The organism is Pseudoduganella sp. HUAS MS19, from assembly GCF_053615455.1.
Genome location: NZ_CM132133.1, coordinates 5,137,386 through 5,155,795 on the forward strand (window position 1 = coordinate 5,137,386; position 18,410 = coordinate 5,155,795).

At 63.6% G+C, this 18,410-nt stretch carries 19 protein-coding genes; 13 read left to right on the forward strand and 6 right to left on the reverse strand.

The genetic code is table 11. The features are described 5' to 3' along the window. The first annotated feature begins 59 nt into the window (after positions 1-59). The 13 genes from fliF to fliR all read left to right on the forward strand — a co-directional run bounded on the left by fliF (position 60) and on the right by fliR (position 11,525). On the forward strand, positions 60-1,796 hold the full coding sequence (gene fliF, locus ACWBU6_RS23530) for a flagellar basal-body MS-ring/collar protein FliF (protein WP_452645763.1): 1,737 nt from the start codon (positions 60-62) through the stop codon (positions 1,794-1,796). Continuing rightward, positions 1,789-2,787, forward strand: coding sequence for a flagellar motor switch protein FliG (gene fliG, locus ACWBU6_RS23535; protein ID WP_452645764.1), 999 nt, complete (start codon positions 1,789-1,791; stop codon positions 2,785-2,787). The genes fliF and fliG overlap by 8 nt, the downstream gene beginning before the upstream one ends. Before the next feature lie 29 nt (positions 2,788-2,816). Further along, complete coding sequence (locus ACWBU6_RS23540) at positions 2,817-3,563, forward strand: flagellar assembly protein FliH (RefSeq protein ID WP_452645765.1); 747 nt, start codon at positions 2,817-2,819, stop codon at positions 3,561-3,563. A 1-nt stretch (position 3,564) separates the two neighbouring features. Continuing rightward, on the forward strand, positions 3,565-4,968 hold the full coding sequence (gene fliI / locus ACWBU6_RS23545; RefSeq protein WP_452645766.1) for a flagellar protein export ATPase FliI: 1,404 nt from the start codon (positions 3,565-3,567) through the stop codon (positions 4,966-4,968). Positions 4,969-5,002: 34 nt separating this feature from the next. Further along, positions 5,003-5,443: a flagellar export protein FliJ gene (fliJ, locus tag ACWBU6_RS23550; RefSeq protein WP_452645767.1), complete on the forward strand. Its 441-nt coding sequence runs from the start codon at positions 5,003-5,005 to the stop codon at positions 5,441-5,443. Positions 5,444-5,455: 12 nt separating this feature from the next. Continuing rightward, entirely contained in the window at positions 5,456-6,919 is a 1,464-nt protein-coding gene (locus ACWBU6_RS23555; RefSeq protein ID WP_452645768.1) for a flagellar hook-length control protein FliK, read from the forward strand. Between the two features lie 129 nt (positions 6,920-7,048). Next, positions 7,049-7,564 carry a flagellar basal body-associated protein FliL gene (gene fliL, locus ACWBU6_RS23560; RefSeq protein ID WP_452645769.1) on the forward strand — a complete coding sequence of 172 codons (516 nt, stop codon included), beginning with the start codon at positions 7,049-7,051 and terminating at the stop codon, positions 7,562-7,564. A gap of 14 nt (positions 7,565-7,578) precedes the next feature. Further along, positions 7,579-8,559 carry a flagellar motor switch protein FliM gene (gene fliM / locus ACWBU6_RS23565; protein WP_057260407.1) on the forward strand — a complete coding sequence of 327 codons (981 nt, stop codon included), beginning with the start codon at positions 7,579-7,581 and terminating at the stop codon, positions 8,557-8,559. A 24-nt stretch (positions 8,560-8,583) separates the two neighbouring features. After that, positions 8,584-9,003, forward strand: coding sequence for a flagellar motor switch protein FliN (fliN, locus tag ACWBU6_RS23570; protein ID WP_055930721.1), 420 nt, complete (start codon positions 8,584-8,586; stop codon positions 9,001-9,003). Further along, positions 9,000-9,644: a flagellar biosynthetic protein FliO gene (gene fliO, locus ACWBU6_RS23575; protein WP_452645770.1), complete on the forward strand. Its 645-nt coding sequence runs from the start codon at positions 9,000-9,002 to the stop codon at positions 9,642-9,644. The genes fliN and fliO overlap by 4 nt, the downstream gene beginning before the upstream one ends. Next, positions 9,634-10,380 (forward strand): flagellar type III secretion system pore protein FliP, encoded by a 747-nt coding sequence (gene fliP, locus ACWBU6_RS23580; protein WP_452645771.1) that lies wholly within the window; start codon positions 9,634-9,636, stop codon positions 10,378-10,380. Before fliO ends, fliP begins: the two co-directional genes overlap by 11 nt. Before the next feature lie 11 nt (positions 10,381-10,391). Next, on the forward strand, positions 10,392-10,661 hold the full coding sequence (gene fliQ / locus ACWBU6_RS23585; protein ID WP_055930712.1) for a flagellar biosynthesis protein FliQ: 270 nt from the start codon (positions 10,392-10,394) through the stop codon (positions 10,659-10,661). A 3-nt stretch (positions 10,662-10,664) separates the two neighbouring features. After that, entirely contained in the window at positions 10,665-11,525 is an 861-nt protein-coding gene (gene fliR, locus ACWBU6_RS23590) for a flagellar biosynthetic protein FliR (RefSeq protein WP_452645772.1), read from the forward strand. Here fliR and flgL read toward each other — a convergent pair. The 6 genes from flgL to flgG form a co-directional block, all read right to left on the reverse strand. Next, positions 11,483-12,712, reverse strand: a complete 1,230-nt coding sequence (gene flgL / locus ACWBU6_RS23595) for a flagellar hook-associated protein FlgL (protein WP_452645773.1) — start codon at positions 12,710-12,712, stop codon at positions 11,483-11,485. The genes fliR and flgL overlap by 43 nt on opposite strands. Before the next feature lie 21 nt (positions 12,713-12,733). Next, a complete protein-coding gene (flgK, locus tag ACWBU6_RS23600; protein WP_452645774.1) occupies positions 12,734-14,683 on the reverse strand; it encodes a flagellar hook-associated protein FlgK in 1,950 nt (649 codons plus the stop codon). Between the two features lie 62 nt (positions 14,684-14,745). Beyond that, complete coding sequence (flgJ, locus tag ACWBU6_RS23605; RefSeq protein WP_452645775.1) at positions 14,746-15,666, reverse strand: flagellar assembly peptidoglycan hydrolase FlgJ; 921 nt, start codon at positions 15,664-15,666, stop codon at positions 14,746-14,748. 10 nt (positions 15,667-15,676) lie between these two features. After that, positions 15,677-16,783, reverse strand: coding sequence for a flagellar basal body P-ring protein FlgI (locus ACWBU6_RS23610; RefSeq protein ID WP_452645776.1), 1,107 nt, complete (start codon positions 16,781-16,783; stop codon positions 15,677-15,679). A 2-nt stretch (positions 16,784-16,785) separates the two neighbouring features. Further along, positions 16,786-17,442: a flagellar basal body L-ring protein FlgH gene (locus ACWBU6_RS23615; RefSeq protein ID WP_452645777.1), complete on the reverse strand. Its 657-nt coding sequence runs from the start codon at positions 17,440-17,442 to the stop codon at positions 16,786-16,788. A 15-nt stretch (positions 17,443-17,457) separates the two neighbouring features. Further along, the gene (gene flgG / locus ACWBU6_RS23620; RefSeq protein WP_452645778.1) at positions 17,458-18,240 is read right to left on the reverse strand and encodes a flagellar basal-body rod protein FlgG; all 783 of its coding nucleotides are present in this window, start codon (positions 18,238-18,240) and stop codon (positions 17,458-17,460) included. Positions 18,241-18,410: the final 170 nt, after the last annotated feature.

An 18,410-nucleotide genomic window follows, 5' to 3' on the forward strand; every position in this document is an offset into this window, starting at 1 on the left:
AACGGGCGCAACATCGCCTGATAATGTGCAACAGGCCCATTAACCCACAGTGATAACCCATGGCTGCAGCCGCCGAACCAATCGATATCGACGCCCCCGAAGCCCAGCAGGCGCCCCGCAGCCGCTTTGCCTTCTTCCAGACCCCGATGGGCAAGATGGTGGTGCGCGGCGCCGCCGTGGCGGGCATCCTGGCGCTCATCCTGATCCTGTGGCTGTGGAATAAGGAACCGGACTACAAGGTCCTGTTCGCCAACTACACCGACAAGGATGGCGGCGCCATCACCGCAGCGCTGGACCAGATGCAGGTCAAGTACAAGCTGGCCGAGGGCGGCCAGGCCATCCTGGTGCCGGCCGAGCAAGTGCACAATGTGCGTCTGCGCCTGGCCCAGCAGGGCTTGCCGAAGGGGGGCAATGTCGGCTTTGAAGTCATGGAAAACCAGAAGCTGGGCGTGTCCCAGTTCCTGGAACAGGTCAATTACCAGCGAGCGCTGGAAGGCGAACTGGCGCGCTCCATCCAGTCCATCGCTGCGGTGGAATCGGCGCGCGTGCACCTGGCCTTGCCCAAGCCTTCCGTGTTCGTGCGCGACCAGCAGAAACCCACCGCTTCCGTGATCCTGCAACTGCACGCCAACCGCATGATCGATCCGGCCCAGGTCAGCGCCATCGTGCACCTGGTCGCCTCTTCCGTGCCGGAACTGTCGCCGGCCAACGTGACCGTGGTCGACCAGGCCGGCAACCTGGTTTCCGACCTCAACAAGAATGGCAGCGCAGCCGGCAACGCCAAGAACCTCGACGCTTCCCAGCTCAAGTATGTGCAGGAGATGCAAAAGCAAGTTATCAAGCAAGTCGAGTCGATCATCACGCCGATCGTGGGCGAAGGCAATGTGCGCGCCGAGGCCGTGGCCGACGTCGATTTTTCCGCCATCGAACAGGCGGCCGAAACCTACAAGCCGAATTCGCCGCCGGCCGCTTCCGCCATCCGCAGCCAGCAGAGCAGCGAAACCAGCGGCAATGCCAACGCCAACCCGGGCGGCATTCCGGGCGCGCTGTCGAACCAGCCGCCGGGCGTGGCCACGGCGCCGCTGACCACCACGCCGCCCGGCGCGGCCGGTGCGCCGGGCCAGCCTGGCACAGCCCCTGCAACCACGGCGGCCGGCCCCAGCCATAAGGAATCGACCACCAATTACGAAGTCGACAAGACTGTGCGCTATGAACAGAAGGCAATGGCCGGACTGAAGCGCATGACCGTCGGCGTCGTAGTAAACTATCGTCGGACCATCGATAAAAACGGCAAGGTCGTGGTCAAGCCGTTAAGCGCTGACGAAATGGCCAAGATCAACAGCCTGGTCAAGGAAGCCATGGGCTACAACCAGGACCGCGGCGACTCCGTCAGCGTGGCCAACGCGCCGTTCGACGGCGTCGACAGGGAACCGGAAGCGCCGCTGGAATGGTGGCGCGACCCGGCCAACCTGCCGCTGGCCAAGGAGCTGGCGAAATTTCTGATCACGGCCTTGATCCTGCTCTACATCCTGCTGCGTATCGTGCGTCCGATGATGCGTCCGGTGTTCAAGAAGATCGACCAGATCAACGAACCGGAACCGGAGCCGGAACCCGCGCCGATCGTCGAGCCGGTCGGCCCGACACCGGAAGAATTGCTGGCGGAGGAGATCGCCAAGATGGAAGAGAATACTGCCCGCACCTACCGCGACAATCTGGCGCTGGCGAAAAAACTGGCCGCGGAAGATCCGCGCATCGTCGCCAACGTCATCAAGGAATGGATAGGCAACAATGACTGAGAATACCGGATTGCAAAAGGCCGCCATCCTGATGCTGGCCATGGGCGAAGCCGAAGCGGCCGAGGTGATGAAATTCCTCGGTCCGCGCGAAGTGCTGAAGCTGGGCGCCTCGATGGCCACCATGAAGAACATCCCGCATGAAATGGTGGTCGATGTGCTGGACGATTTCCGCGACCAGTATGCGGCCGCTTCCACGGTCGGCCTCGATTCGGACGAGTACATCCGCCAGGTGCTGACCAAGGCGCTGGGCGACGATAAGGCTTCGGTCCTGCTGTCGCGTATTTTGGGCGGCAAGGATGCTTCCGGCATCGAGTCGCTAAAGTGGATGGATTCGCAATCGGTTGCCGAACTGATCCGCAACGAGCACCCGCAGATCATTGCCACCATCCTGGTCCACCTGGAGCGCGACCAGGCTTGCGAGATCCTGGGCCACTTCACCGACCGCCTGCGCAACGACGTGGTGTTGCGGATCGCCACGCTCGATGGCGTGCAGCCGGCCGCCCTGCGCGAACTGAACGACGTGCTGACCAAGCTGTTGTCCGGTAACGAAAACATCAAGAAATCGACCCTGGGCGGCGTGCGCGCCGCCGCCGAGATCCTGAACTTCATGTCCGGCGAGCAGGAACAGAACGTGATGGACAACATCAAGAACTACGACAACGACATGGCGCAGAAGATCATGGACGAGATGTTCGTGTTCGACAACCTGATCGATGTCGACGACCGCGGCATCCAGCTGCTGTTGCGCGAAGTGCAGTCCGAAATGCTGATCATTGCGCTGAAAGGCGCTTCGCAGGATTTGCGCGACAAGATTTTCAGAAACATGTCGGCGCGCGCTTCCGAAATGATGCGCGAAGATCTGGAAAACAAAGGCCCGGTACGCCTGTCGGAAGTGGAGACGCAGCAGAAGCAGATCCTGCAGATTGTGCGCCGCCTGGCCGATGAAGGGCAGATCGTGCTGGGTGGTAAGGGTGAGGACTCCTTCGTTTAAGGATTACCGGTTTAAAGACAAGTTCGGCAATGACAAGCATCCCAAAAGAAAAACAGACTGCCTACCAGCGCTGGGAATTGCAATCCTTCGGCGACTCGCGCCCGAGCGTGGTGGCGCAGCGCGAACGCGAAGAAGAGTCTGCGCGCGCCGCCGCCGCACAGGAAGCGGCAGCCCTGGCGGAAGTCGAGCAAGCCGAATACGCGGCAGAACACGCCCCTGCCCCCGAGTACCCGAGCGACGAAGAACTGGCTGCCATCCGCGAGCAAGCGCGCCAGCAGGGCTATGACGCCGGTTTCAAGGCCGGCCACGACGATGGCGCGGCACAGGCGCTGGATGAAGCGCGCGCCGCCACCGACCAGGCGCTTGCGCCGGTGCGCGCCATCGCCGACAACTTCAGCGCCGCCCTGCGCGACGCCGACCAGGCCATCAGCAACGAGGTGCTGGAACTGGCGCTGCACCTGGCCAAGGGCATGCTCAAGACCGCCCTGCGCGTCAAGCCGGAGCTGATCCTGCCGGTGGTGCGCGAAGCCATCGAATACCTGCCGGTCTTGCAGCAGCCGGCGCTGCTGATCCTGAATCCGGAAGACGCTGCCGTGGTGCGCGAGGGCATTGCGGAAGAGCTCGACAAAGGCGGCTGGCGCGTCATCGACGACCCTACCGTCGAGCGCGGCGGCTGCAAGGTCGACACCGCCTCCAACCAGATCGACGCCACCGTGCAGTCGCGCTGGCAACGCCTAAGCCTTGCGCTGGGCAAGGACATCGACTGGATCGACTGATATGGGCGCCCCCGACCCACAAGTGCACGCAGGCCGCTGGCGTTCTTACCTGAATGATTGCGCCACCCTGGTCGATTTCGTCGAACCGATGCAAGTGTCTGGCCGCGTCACGCGCGTGGCGGGCCTGGTGATGGAAGCGGTCGGCCTGCGCCTGGCGGTCGGCGCCGCCTGCACCGTGCCCCTGCCTTCCGGCGGCAAGGTCGAGGCCGAGGTGGTCGGCTTTGAAGGCGACAAGCTGTTCCTGATGCCGCAAAGCGACGTCGAGGGCATCATCCCCGGCACCCGCGTCTTCCCGGTCGAACAAAGCGTGCCCAAGCCAGGCTCGGTCAACCACCCGCGCCGCCGCCCCAGCGACCGCGCCCGCCACCTGCCGGTCGGCCCCGAACTGCTCGGCCGCGTGGTCGACGGCGCCGGCCGCCCGCTGGACGGCCTGGGCCCGATCCAGACCAATGATTCGGCGCCGATCAATGTGCGTCCGGCCAACCCGCTGGGCCGGGCGCCCATCGTGGAAACGCTGGACGTTGGCGTGCGCTGCATCAACGCCATGCTGACGGTCGGACGCGGCCAGCGCATGGGCCTGTTCGCCGGTTCCGGCGTCGGCAAATCCGTCCTGCTCGGCATGATGGCGCGCTATACCGAGGCCGACATCATCGTGGTCGGCCTGATCGGCGAGCGGGGCCGTGAAGTGAAGGAATTCATCGAGCAGATCCTGGGCGAGGAAGGCTTGCGCCGCTCGGTGGTGGTGGCGGCGCCGGCCGACACGCCGCCGCTGATGCGCATGCAGGGCGCCGCCTATTCCACCGCGATTGCCGAGCACTTCCGCGACAAGGGCCAGAACGTGCTGCTGATCATGGACTCGCTGACCCGCTACGCCATGGCGCAGCGCGAGATCGCGCTGGCGATCGGCGAGCCGCCGGCGACCAAGGGTTACCCGCCTTCCGTGTTTGCCAAACTGCCAGTGCTGGTGGAGCGCGCCGGCAATGGCGAACTGGGCGGCGGCTCGATCACGGCCTTCTACACCGTCCTGACCGAGGGCGACGACCAGCAGGACCCGATTGCCGACTCGGCGCGCGCCATCCTGGACGGCCACATCGTGCTGAACCGGCGCCTGGCGGAAGCCGGCCACTACCCGGCAATTGATATCGAACAGTCAATCAGCCGCGCCATGCACTCGATTACCTCGCACGCCCACCAGAACCAGGCGCGCCGGCTGAAACAGTTGTTTTCACGCTACGAACGCAGCCGCGACCTGATTGCGGTCGGGGCCTACACGCCAGGCACCGATCCGGTGCTTGACCAGGCCATCAAGCTCCACGATAAGATTGAACAATTCCTGCAACAGCAAATTACCGAGCAGGTGACTATGCCCGAGAGCTTGGGGCAGTTAACCACGCTATTCGACTGATTGATGCGTTTGGCCTTGCATATAATTGAACATCATGGCCTCTACCCAGCAACTTGAAACCCTGATCGACCTGGCGCAGCGGGAAACCGACGATGCCGCCAAGCGCCTTGGCGCGGCCCTGAAAGCCGCGGCGGACGCGGAAGAGAAGCTCAATATGTTGATTGGCTATCGCGACGAGTATGGCCGCCGTTTCGACGCTTCGCAGCAGCAAGGCATCACGCCGATGGCGTATCGCAATTTCCAAGCTTTCATGGAAAAGCTCGATACTGCGATCCAGGGGCAGCAGGAAGTGGTGCGCCACAGCAAGGCGCGCGGCGATAAAGAGAAGCAATTGTGGCAAGACGCGGAACGCAAGCGCATGTCGTATTCCACCCTGCGCGACCGGGCCGAAGCCCTGGAGCTCAAGAAGGAAGCCAAACGCGACCAGAAGGCCATGGACGAACACGCCTCCCGCCAGGCATTTTTCAAACGCTAGACTGATTCGATCATGCAAACCCAGACTGTACAGAACTCCCCTCTTCTTTCCGGCAATACGGCTTCCGGCCGCTCGTCCAATGCCGCGCAGGAAGACAATCAGTTCGCACAGGCCCTGAACAATCAGATCGAACGCCAGGCCAGGGCCTTGCCGCCGGCGCTGCAGCCGCAAGCGAATGGCGCAACGCGCCGCGCCGAGGCGCCCAAGCCTGCCGCGCAGCAGCCCCATGCCAACCAGCAGCCCAAGCCCGCCGCCAACGCCCCGGCCGCGGCCGCCAAACCGGCCGCACAAGCCCAGGCGCCCGCCAAGACCGAGCAAGGCAACCAGGCAAACAATGAAGCCACGCCCGCCGAGGCACAGGCGGCGCCGGCCGATACCGCCGCTGCCGCCTCCGGCGCCAGCGCATCCGCCAGCGCCGACCCGGCAAGCGAAGGCGGCGACAGCCAGCAGGCCGCTAGCGATGCCGCGGCCGACATGCTGGCCATGATCCAGGGCCTCGCCCAGCCGCCTGCCGCAGACGCCGCCGCCGCGAGCGCGGCCGCCGCCGCTGCGGCCGCTGCCGCTGCCGCGTCCGGCAAAGACGGCCGCGCCACCGGTGCCGAACTGGCCGGCGACGCCGTCCTGTCCAGCCCAGGCGGCAGGACCGGCATTGCCGAGCGCCTGCCGGAAGACGGCATGGCCGTCGACCAGGAAGCCTTGCTGGCAGCGAAAGCCGCCGCGCAAGGCGCCGGCACAGCGCAAGATCCCAGCCTGGCGGATGCCTTGGCGAAAGGGCGCCACGCTGCGGCGGCCGAGACCGCTGACGCGAATGCTGCACAAGCCTCTAGCAACGACAAGGCCGCGGTACAGCCGCGCGCCGATTTCCAGGCCGCCCTGCAGCGCGCCGGCACCGACGCCAGCAAGGCGGCCGACGCTGCCGCGCTGGAAGCGCGCCATGCCATCCAGCCGCAAGCAGGCGCCCTGCAGGCGGCCGCCACCGCCCTCGCCCCGGCCGGCGCCGCCCATGCACAGGCCGCGCATGCCCTGGCCGGCAACCAGCTGCACGCCCGCGTCGGCAGCCAAGGCTGGGACCACCAGCTGGGCCAGAAGGTGGTGTGGATGGTCAATGGCGGCGAACATAGCGCCACCCTGACCCTGAACCCGCCTGACCTCGGCCCGCTGCAGGTGGTGCTGAGCGTCTCCAATGACCAGGCCAGCGTCGCCTTCACCGCGGCCCAGCCGGAAGTTCGGGAAGCGCTGGAACAGGCACTGCCGAAACTGCGCGAAACCATGGGTGAAGCCGGCATCGCGCTGGGCGACACCAGCGTGTCGGCCGGCAGCCAGGACCAGCAGAAAGCCTTTGCCGAAATGGAGGCTGCCGCAGCCGGCCGACGCCGTGGCGTGGCCGATGGCCAGAATGACAATACGGAAGATGCCGCACCGGCTGCTCCCCAAGTACGGCGCAGCGTGCTCAGCGCCGTCGATACCTTCGCCTAAGGCAGAGATAGCCCTGCTTCCTGCCTCTTTTCGGCGCATCGCTCCCCGAAAGCTTTCGCGATAATGACATAATGGCGTCATGATCCAACTCTTGCATCCAGGGCAGCAGAATTGAAAGCGAATCCAAAAATGAAGGCTGATGCGAAGGCAGAAGCAGCACCGCCGGCAGGTGGGGGAAAGAAAAAGCTGATCATCATCCTGGCCGGCGTGCTGGTGCTCGCCCTGGCCGGTGGCGGCGGCGCCTGGTTCATGCTGAAGGGCGATAGCGAGGAACATTCGGAAGAAGCCAAGCCGAACAAGAAGGCCAAGAAGCCGGCCAAGAAGGCCGGCCCGCCGGTCTACATTCCAGTGGACCAGTTCACGGTCAACCTGCAGCCGGAAAACGGCGAGCAGTATCTGCAACTGGCAATCACGCTGCAGGCCAGCAGCCTGGAAGAGTCGGAGATCATCAAGACCAATATGCCGAAGGTGCGCAGCCGCATCCTGCTGCTGCTATCGAGCAAGCACGCGTCCGAGATCAATACCCCGGAAGGCAAGCAGCAACTGAGCAAGGACATCATGGACGCCGTCAACCTGCCGTTTGAAAACGAGGGCGAGGCGCAGGAAGTATCGGAAGTATTGTTCACCGCTTTCATCATCCAGTAAGGTCCGGGTGAAGCATGGCTGATAATTTTCTCTCGCAGGAAGAAGTCGATGCCCTCCTGAAGGGCGTCAACGGCGACCAGGACGACGTCGCTGCGCCCGAGGAGACGTCGGGTGTCCGCACCTACAACCTGGCGACGCAGGAACGCATCGTCCGGGGCCGGATGCCGACCCTGGAAATTATCAACGAGCGTTTCGCGCGCCTGCTGCGCGTGGGCCTGTTCAACTTCCTGCGCCGCAGCGCGGAAGTGTCGGTCGGCTCGGTGCGCGTGTCCAAGTATTCCGAGTTCATCCGCAACCTGGTGGTGCCGACCAACCTCAACCTGGTGCACATGAAGCCGCTGCGCGGCACGGCCCTGATGGTGTTCGACCCGGGCCTGGTGTTCCTGCTGGTCGATAACCTGTTCGGCGGCGATGGCCGTTTCCACACCCGCGTGGAAGGCCGCGACTTCACCCAGACCGAGCAGCGCATCATCCTGCGCATCCTCGACATCGTGTTCGAGGCCTATACCAAGTCGTGGGAACCGGTGTACCCGGTGGAATTCGAGTACATCCGCTCCGAAATGAATACGCAGTTCGCCAACATCGCCACGCCAAACGAGGTGGTGGTGGCATCGACCTTCACCATCGAGCTCGGTTCGGTGTCGGGCCAGATCCACTTCTGCATGCCCTACTCGATGATCGAACCGATCCGCGATGCGCTGACCTCCTCGCTGCAGGGTGAAGCGCTGGAAGTGGACAAGCGCTGGATCCGCCTGATGACGCAGCAGATCCAGATCGCCGAAGTGGAACTGGTGGCCAAGCTCGGCACGGCCAAGGTCAGCTTCGACGAAATCCTGAACATGAAGGTCGGCGACGTGATCCCCTTGTCCATCCCGGAAACCATCGAGGCCACCGTGGATGGCGTGCCTGTGCTCGACTGCACCTACGGGGTGTTGAACGGGCAATACGCATTGAAGGTGGAGAAACTGCTGGCAAACGCGGATAATATGAAATAAAGCTAGGAAAGCTAGGAGAGAAACATGGCGGATAATCAAGACGACGATACAAGCATGGATGACGATTGGGGCGCCGCGATTGCCGAGCAGGCTGCGGCCGAGGCTGCTGCCATGCAGAACCAGGCCGCCACTGCCGCCGTGTTCAAGGACTTTTCCAAGCAGCCGAACAAGACCGAAACCCATAACGATATCGACTTCATCCTCGATATCCCGGTCCAGCTCACCGTGGAACTGGGCCGCACCAAGATTGCCATCAAGAACCTGCTGCAGCTGGCGCAAGGCTCGGTGGTGGAGCTGGACGGCCTGGCGGGCGAGCCGATGGACGTGCTGGTCAACGGCTGCCTGATCGCCCAGGGCGAAGTGGTGGTGGTGAACGACAAGTTCGGGATCCGCCTGACCGATATCATTACGCCTTCCGAACGCATCCGAAAACTGAATAAATGAAGCACAGCCTCGCTGCCCATCACCTGCTGCGGCCGCTGACCATCGCGGCCGCACTCTGCCTCGCCGGCGCGCCCGCCCTGGCGCAGCAAGCACCGGCTCCCGACACCATTGCCACCTCTGCGCAAGCGGCCCCGGTCAACGCCGCCAGCCCGGCCGCGCCTGGCGCCGCCCAGCCTGCTGCTGCACCGGAGGCTGCCGCGCCAGCCGCAACGCCCGAGCAGCAAGCCGCCCTGGCCGGCGCCCGCGCCGCCAACGTCCAGGCGCCGAACAATGTGCTGGCAACACAGGCGCCCTCCGCTGCCGGCTCGCTGGTACAGACCGTGCTGTCGCTGGGCTTCGTCATCGCCCTGCTGGTCGGCCTGGCCTGGCTGCTGAAACGCTTCGGCCCGAGACACATCACCGGCGCCAGCAAGGTCAAGCTGGTGGGCGCACTGAGCGTCGGCGCCCGCGAGCGCATCCTGGTGGTGGAAGTGGGCGAGCAATGGATCGTGGTCGGCGCTTCGCCCGGCCGCATGAACGCCCTGGCCACCATGCCGCGCCAGGAAGCCGACGAAGCCGAACTGGCCGCCGCCCAGGCCGTGCCGGGCGCCAACTTCGCCGAATGGTTCAAACAGACGATCGAAAAGCGCAATGGCAAATAAACGCGCCCTGCGCCTGGCTGCCGGCGCCGCGCTGATCCTGCCGCTGATCGCCGCCGCCGAACCCACCATCCCGGCCTTCACCAGCACCCCGGCACCGGGCGGCGGCACCAATTACGGCCTGACGCTGCAAACGCTGATCCTGATGACGGCGCTGACCTTCATCCCGGCAGCGCTGCTGATGATGACCGGTTTCACCCGTATCGTGATCGTGCTGTCGCTGCTGCGCCAGGCGCTGGGCACGCAGTCGGCGCCGCCCAACCAGGTCATCATCGGCCTGTCGCTATTCCTCACCTTCTTCGTCATGAGTCCGGTGTTCGACAGGATTTACACCGAAGCCTGGGTGCCGCTGCAGGACAACAAGATCAGCATGCAGCAAGCGATGGAGCGCTCGGCCGCACCGCTGAAAACCTTCATGCTGAAGCAGACCCGCCAGTCCGACCTGGCCCTGTTCGTCAAGATTTCGCGCAGCCAGGAATTGCAGGGGCCGGAAGACGTGCCGCTCAAGATCCTGGTGCCGGCCTTCATCACTTCCGAACTGAAGACCGCCTTCCAGATCGGCTTTGCCATCTTCATTCCCTTCCTCATCATCGACATGGTGGTGGCCTCGGTGCTGATGTCGATGGGTATGATGATGATGTCGCCCGCCGTGATTTCGCTGCCGTTCAAGCTGATGCTGTTCGTGCTGGTCGATGGCTGGCAACTGCTGCTGGGTTCGCTGTCCCAGAGCTTTTATTAGGGAGGCTTGCGATGACGCCAGAAACCGTCATGACCATGGGCCGCCAGGCCATGGAAGTCACGTTGATGGTGGCCGCGCCCCTGCTGCTGGTGGCGCTGCTGATCGGCCTGGTGGTCTCGATCTTCCAGGCAGCCACCCAGATCAACGAAGCTACCCTGTCCTTCATCCCGAAACTGGTGGGCGTGTTCGTCACCCTGGTGGTGGCGGGACCGTGGATGATTTCCGTGATGGTCGACTATATGCGCCAGGTGCTGACCGGCATTCCATCGCTGGTCTCGTGACCGATGCTGGTCGTCACTTCCGCCGAGCTCAACACCTGGATCGCCGCCCTGCTGTGGCCGACGGCGCGCATCCTGGCGCTGATCGCCGCCTCCCCTATTTTCGGCAATGCCCGCATCCCGATGCGGGTCAAGGTCGCGCTCGGCGTGCTGATTGCGATGGTGGTGGCGCCGGGCGTGCCGGCCATGCCGGCGCTCGATCCGGCCGGCTGGGCCGGACTGTCGGTGCTGGGACGGGAAATCGTGATCGGCGCCGGCATGGGGTTCGCGATACGGCTGGTATTTGCAGCGGTGGAAATGGCGGGTGAGATTTCCAGCCTGACCATGGGTCTCGGTTTCGCCAGTTTCTTCGACCCGATGTCGCAAGGCCGCTCGTCCGCGGTGTCACAGTTCCTGGTATGGATATTGACGCTGGCGGTGCTGGCGGTGAACGCCCATCTGGTGCTGATCGAAGCGCTGGCGGAAAGCTTTTATACGCTGCCGGTGGCGGCCATCTCCTTCCACAACGACGGCTTCTGGGAACTGGCGCTGTGGGGGTCCAAGATTTTCACGGCGGGCCTGCAGTTGTCGCTGCCGATTGTCGCCGCGCTACTGATCACCAACGTCGCGCTGGGCATCCTGACCCGGGCCGCGCCGCAGCTGAACCTGTTTGGCATCGGCTTCCCGATCACGCTGGGCGTCGGCTTCCTGACGATGACCATGACCCTGCCTTACATGAGCATGCCGCTCCAGGTGCTGGTCAACGAAGGCATAGAAAAAGCGCGGCAATTGCCGCGCGAGTGGGACAGCAGGCAGGAAGCCCGGCCGCCAAAGCCGGGTAAGCCTCAGATCAAGTTGAACAACGACAAGCCTGCCAGCGCCTTATAGGACTTCTGCGCTGCTTCCAGCGTGGTCTGCTGCTGCGTGAAACGGGAAATGGCTTCCACCGGGTCCAGGTCGACCAGGTCGGAGATCTGGCTCGAATACTGCAGGTTCAGGTCCTCGCCCGCGCTGTCGAGGTGATCCAGTTCGCTCATGCGGGCGCCGACCGAGGCGCGCACCGACAACACATTGTCGAGCGAATTGGTGATGTTCTGGTTGGCCAGGTTCAGCGCATTGGTCAGGGCCGCGCCTGCCGCCGGCGTCCCCGAAGGGCCACGCAGCGCGCCAATCAGGGTGGTCATGGTCTCGAACACCGACTGGTTCTTGCTTGGGTCGACATTGAACACGTCGCCATTGGCCGGTGCCCCGGTAATGTCCATCTGGATGCCATCGAAGGCGATCGGCTGGCCGGACACATAGGGGACGTTCGACGCGACCGGCGTGCCGGTCGTGACGTTGTTGACGGTATAGGTGGTCACCGCCGGCGTGCCGGTCACCGTGAAGTTCAGCGTGTAGTTGTGGCCGGTGACTGCCGACGGCGTCTTCACCACGCCCGGCGAAATGATGCCGGTGCCGCCGCGCGTGACGTTGCCCGCATCGACGCTGGTCTGGAAGGTGCCGTTGCCGGTGATGTTGCTTTCAAAGATGGCCGAGCCAGTCTCGCTGGTGGCAAGCTTGCGCGACGAGGCCACCTGCAGTTCGCGCTGGCCCTGGTCGCCGTTGTAGGTAGCGCCGGTGGCGGAACGGGTAAATGGCTGGATGTCGCTCTTGTAGCCCGAGAACAGGTAGGCGCCGGTGCCGTCGGTGGCATTGGCCTGGCCCAGCAAGTCCTCCAGCCGTCCTTCCAGTTCCTTGGCCAGGGCTTCGCGGTCGGCCAGCGTGAAGCCGGGATTGCCGGCAGCGACGATCTTGCTCTTTACTTCCTGCAGCAAGTCGTCGGTGCTTGCCAGCGTATTGTCCACCAGCGACAGCGAGGCATTGGCATTGCTGCGGTTGGTGGCGAACTGGGTGTTCATGTTCTTGGACTGCGATACCTCCAGCGCGCGGGCCGAAGCGACCGGGTCGTCCGACGGGGTCACGACGCGCCGCATGGTCGACAACTGCAACTGCGTCTTCTGCAGTTGCGCCTGCAGCGTATTCAGCTGGCTGACGCCGCTCTCGTAAATCGTCCGGGTGGCAATACGCATGACCATGATGCTCTTCCTTCAAAAATCCTAATTGCCCAGCGACAGCAGGGTATCAAACAATTCGCTTGCCACCTGGATCACTTTGCCGGAGGCCTGGTAGGCCTGCTGGTAGCGCAGCAGGTTGGACGCTTCTTCGTCCAGGTTCACGCCGGACACCGAATCGCGCGCCGCCTGGGCCTGCTGCACGGTGGTGTCGGCTGCCGCGCCGGCAATCTGCACTTCGCGCGTCTTGTTGCCGACAAAATTGACCATCTGGGCATAGCTGGCCTGGAAGGTAGCGTGGCCATCATCCAGGATATTCTTGGTCTGCAGGCCAGCCAGCAGCACGCCATTGCGCGCATCGCCGACGCCGCTGCCGGGTGAGATGGTGAACTTGTCGTTGTTGGCCGGGCTGCCGGTGATCTCGATCTCGATGCCCTGGAAGGTCATCTTGGCGCCGGCGGTGTACGGTACCGGCGTACCCGCGGGATAGTTGGTGATAACGCCATTGACCGTGACGTCCACCGCCGTCGGGAAGCCGGTCAGCTGGTTGGTCGCGCTGTTGTAGGTCAGCGTGACCGGCGCCGCAAGCTGGTTGCCCGGCAACAGGTAGTTCGAGTTCACGGCGCCGGCACTGATCTTGCCGGTGCCGGTATTGGCGGTCGGCACCGTGGTGCTGATCGGCGCGCCCAGCGCAATCTTGTTGCGGTCCTTCAATTCAACAGCGAAATCCTGCGCCGCGTTATAGGTCGGGCGCACCACGAAGTGGTCCGGGCCGCCTGCCGCACCGGTGATCGAAAAGGCCACGCCATCGATTACTTGCGGCTGGGTCTGCGGATACGGCGCGATGGTCGTGGTCGCGCCATCGCTGGCGCGCGTCACGATAAAGTCGGTGCCGTTGTAGTTGATGTCGTAATCGGACGTGGTCAGCTTGGCCGCATCGACCACCACCGCATCGATTTTCACCGTGCTCGAGGGCGAGTTGCGGGTATCGTAGCCGACGTAGGCGTGGATGTCCTTGAAGAAGTTGCCGCCCAGGTTGCCGTCCAGGTCGATGCCGAGCTTGTGCTGGTCGTTGAAGGCATCGGCCAGGCCGGCGGCAATCTTGCCGAGGTTGGCATTGGCCACGTCCAGGCCGCTGTTGCGGAAGTCGATCAGGCCGCCCAACTGGCCGCCGGTCAGCACGCTGTCCGGCAGTTGCGAGAAGGTGCCGCCCTGGGTCCGGTAGCCCACCACGATGCGCTCCGGGTCGGAGGGCGAAGGCGCCGTTGCCAGTTCCTGGCTGCGGTTGCCAATCACCAGCGGCTGGCCGGTGCCGAACGATACGTTCAGCATATTGTTCTCGGCCGGGCGCACAGTCACCTGGATCTGCTTGTTCATTTCGGCGATCAGGGCGTCGCGCTGATCCATCAGGTCGCTTGGCAAGGCCGAAGGATCGACCGACAGGCCGGCAATCGTATTGTTCAGTTCAGCGATACGGCGCGCAAAGGAATTGATTTCGGTGACGCTGGCCGTGACGCCGCTGTTGACGCCTTCGTTCAATTCCTTCATGCGGCTGGACAGGCCATTGAAGCGCGAAGCCAGCGACTCGGCCGCCGACAGCATGGCTTGGCGCGCTGCCGTCGATTGCGGGTTGGAGTTGGCGTTCTGCACGCCAGTGAAGAAACCCTGCAGTGCCGGCCCGAGGCCGACCGTGGTATCGGCCAGCAGGTTATCGATCTGGCTGACCTGGTTCAAATAGGTGTCGAAATGGGCCTGGTTGGTCTGGGCGCCCAGCAGTTGGCGGTTCAGGAAGTCGTCATAGATGCGCTTGATCTGCGCGACCTCGGTACCGGTGCCGAGGAAACCCTCCCCCGTCTGCAGCGGCGGCGTGGTGCCCTGCACCACCACCTGCCGGTTATAGCCGAGCACGTTTGCGTTGGTAATGTTGTGCCCAGTGGTGGCCAGGCCCGTCTGGGCAGCCATCAAACCACTTCTACCGATGCTGAGTAAGGACATTTTGATAATTACCTTCGCTAGATATACAGTTTACGGCACATCCGGACAAAACTTGATGTTCGTCAGGCAAGAGTGCGCTTGATAATGCCGGCCAGCTTGGTGGCGTAGTTGGGATCGGTGGCGTAGCCGGCGCGCTGCAGGTTCCTGGCAAAGCCGGCGGCATCGGTGCTGCCGGCCGCTGCCAGCGCCTTTTCATAGCGCGGGTTGTTGCTCAGCAGGCGGGCGTAATCCTTGAAGCTGTCGGCATAGCTGTCATAGGCGCGGAATTTCTCGACACGGGTCTGCGGCTTGCCATTGATATATTCGGTTGTAGCCGTTTCGACAACACGCCCCTTCCAGTCCGGGCCAGCCTTGATGCCGAACAGGTTGTGACTGTTGCTGCCGTCGCGGCCCTTGATCTCGCGCCGGCCCCAGCCCGTTTCCAGCGCCGCCTGGCCCAGCATGAACTTGGCCGGGATGCCGGAGGCGCGGCTGGCCTCTTCGGCATGGCTGGCGAGCTTGTCCTGGAAGCTGCGCACATGGGCCGGCTTATCGGATGCCGCCACCGCGCCGGCGCCGGACCTGGCCACGGCCGCCGCGCCGCCGCTGGCTTCGATCGAACGCTGCAGCTTGGCCTGCTCCATCAATGCCCGCGCCATGGCCGGGTCGGTCGGCACGCCGTCCAGCGGCGCCAGCGTCTTCGACAGCTGGCGCACCAGCACATCGGCCAAGCCCAGGCCTTTCTTCGCGATGTCCTGGCTGGTCTGCTGGTCGAGCATGGTGGTGAACATCTTGGTTTGCTGGTTGTCCATCAAGCCGTCTTGCGAGGTGGCGTCGCGCATGCTCTTCATCATCATGTTGACGAACATGGCTTCGAACTGGGTCGCCGCGGTTTTCAGCGCCTCCGGCGACCCCGCGCGCGCCGACTGGCGCAGCTCGGACATGCCTTTGGTGTCGATGGCAAGGTTGGTGCTCAGGTCGGTGGAGGCGGTGCGCGGGATCATGGCAGCGTCCTTAGATGATTTCCAGCTCGGCGCGCAGCGAACCGGCCGCCTTCATCGCCTGCAGGATGGCCAGCAAGTCTTGGGGGGAAGCGCCGATGGCGTTGAGGGCTTTCACCACGTCGGCCAGCGACGCGCCGCCCCTCAGCATGATGACCTTGCCGGAGTCTTTCTTGATGTCGACATTGCCCTGCTGGGCCACCACGGTCTGGCCGCCGCTGAGCGGGTTTGGCTGGCTGACCTGGGTATCGGCACTCACCGATACTGACAGGTTGCCGTGCGAAATGGCGCACGTCTCAAGCGTCACTTCCTGGTTCATGACCACCGAGCCGGTACGCGCGTTCATGATGACCTTGGCCGCCTGGCGCGCCGGGCGCACATCCATCCCCTCCAGCTCGCCGATGAAGGCAACCCGCGCATCGCTCGACGATGGCGCGGTGACGCGGATGGTGCGGCCATCCTGCGCGTAGGCCACGCCGGCGCCGTACTTGTCGTTGATGGCATTGACCACGCGGCTGGCCGTGGCAAAGTCGGTGTTGTTCAGTTCAAGGCGGATCTGGTTGCCCTCGCCCAGCGTGGTCGGCACTGCGCGCTCCACCGTGGCGCCGCCGGAAATGCGGCCGACCGACAAGTGGTTGACCACGACTGCGGCGCCGCCTCCCGGCGCCTGCGCGCCAACGCCGCCGACCAGCACATTGCCTTGCGCCATGCCGTACACCTGGCCATCGGCGCCCTTCAAAGGGGTCATCAGCAGCGTACCGCCACGCAGCGACTTGGCGTTGCCCATCGAAGAAACAGTGACGTCGATCAGCTGGCCCGGTTGGGCGAATGCCGGCAGGTTGGTGGTAACCATCACGGCTGCCACGTTCTTCAATTGCAGCGTGGTGCCCGCCGGCAGCGCAATGCCCATCTGCTGCAGCATCGAGGCCACCGATTGCACGGTAAACGGGGTTTGCGTGGTCTGGTCGCCCGAACCGTCGAGGCCGACCACCAGGCCATAACCCATCAGCTGGTTCTGGCGCACCCCAGCGATGCTGGCCAGGTCCTTCAGGCGTTCGGCCTGCACGGCCGGCGCCAGCAGCAAGGCGGCGCAGAGAGCGAGGAGCTTGAAATTCTTCATGATCAGAAAGGCAGCAGGCTGAGGAAGAAGCGCGACAGCATCGACTGCACTTCGGCGCCGTCGATATTGCTCTTGGTGCGATATTCGACGCGGGCATCGGCGATCGAGGTCGAGGGCACCGAATTGCCAGTGATGGAATCCGGATTCACCATGCCGGAAATGCGGATATATTCAGTGGCCTTGTTCATGCCGACCTGCTTTTCGCCGGCGATGATCAGGTTACCGTTCGACAGCACCTCGACGACGGTGGCGCCAATGGTGCCGCGGAAGCTGTTGCTGAGCGATTGGGTGTCCGCATCGGCGTACTTGTTGTCGGCACTGGTGGCGATATTGGTGCCCAGCTTGTTCTGCAGCAGGCCCGGTACGCCAAAATTGACGCTGCCCGACTTGTTGCCGGCGCTTGCGCCATTCTTGACAGCCGACGTGCTTTCCGTGATGACGACATTGATCACATCCCCCACATGGCGGGCGCGACGGTCTTCAAAAGCCGGACGGTAGCTGGCGGCTTGGAAAATCGCGCCATTGTTCTGCGCCGCCGGCGGGTATGGCGGCGGCAGCGGACGGGCGCTGGTCGGGCCGTTGACGATCGAGGTTGGCGCGCTGACGCAGGCGGACAGCAGCGCACTGGCGATGATGGTGGCGGCAAGGCGGAATCGCATGGCGGGCTCGTTCTATTACAGTTGCGACAGGCGCTGCAGCATCTGGTCGGAGGTGGTGATCGCCTTCGAATTGATTTCGTAGGCGCGCTGGGTCTGGATCATATTGACCATTTCTTCGACCACGTTGACGTTCGAGGTTTCCACATAGCCCTGCAGGATGACGCCGGTGCCATTGGTACCCGGCTGGTTCTGTGTGGCGGCGCCGGAGGAACCGGTTTCCACGTACAGGTTTTCGCCCTTCGACTCCAGCCCGGTCGGGTTGATGAAGGTGGCCAGCTGGATGGCGCCGATCTGCTGCGGCGCGGCCTGGCCCGGCAAGGTAACCGACACGATGCCGTCGCGGCCCACGGTAATACTGGTGGCATTGATCGGGATGGTGATGGCCGGCTGCAGCACGAAACCGCTGGAAGTGACCATCTGGCCATTGTTGTCGCGCTGGAAGGAACCATCGCGGGTGTAGGCCGTGGTACCGTCCGGCAGCAGCACCGGGAAAAAGCCATTGCCGTTGACCATCAGATCCTTGTCATTGCCGGTCGACTGCGGATTACCCTGGGTATGGATGCGCTCGATAGCCACCGGGCGTACGCCGGTGCCGAGCTGCATGCCCGACGGGAGTTGGGTCTGCTGGGAAGACGCAGCGCCCGGCTGGCGGATATTCTGGTACAGCAAGTCCTCGAAGACGGCGCGCGACTTCTTGAAGCCGTTAGTGCTCACATTCGCCAGGTTATTGGACACCACATCCATCTGGGTCTGCTGCGCTTCCATGCCGGTCTTGGCAATCCACAGTGATCGAATCATTTGCTGCCCCTTAAACGGTAAAACTAAGCGGTTTTTCTATGCAGGCATTATCCCGTGGCAAGGATCAACTCAAAGCCCCGATCTGGCCGGTTTTCCCCCGCCTATTCAAGTGTGTGGCATGAATTGTTCAGCTCTGCTATTGTTTTCTATTTGCTAATTGTTGCCATAAA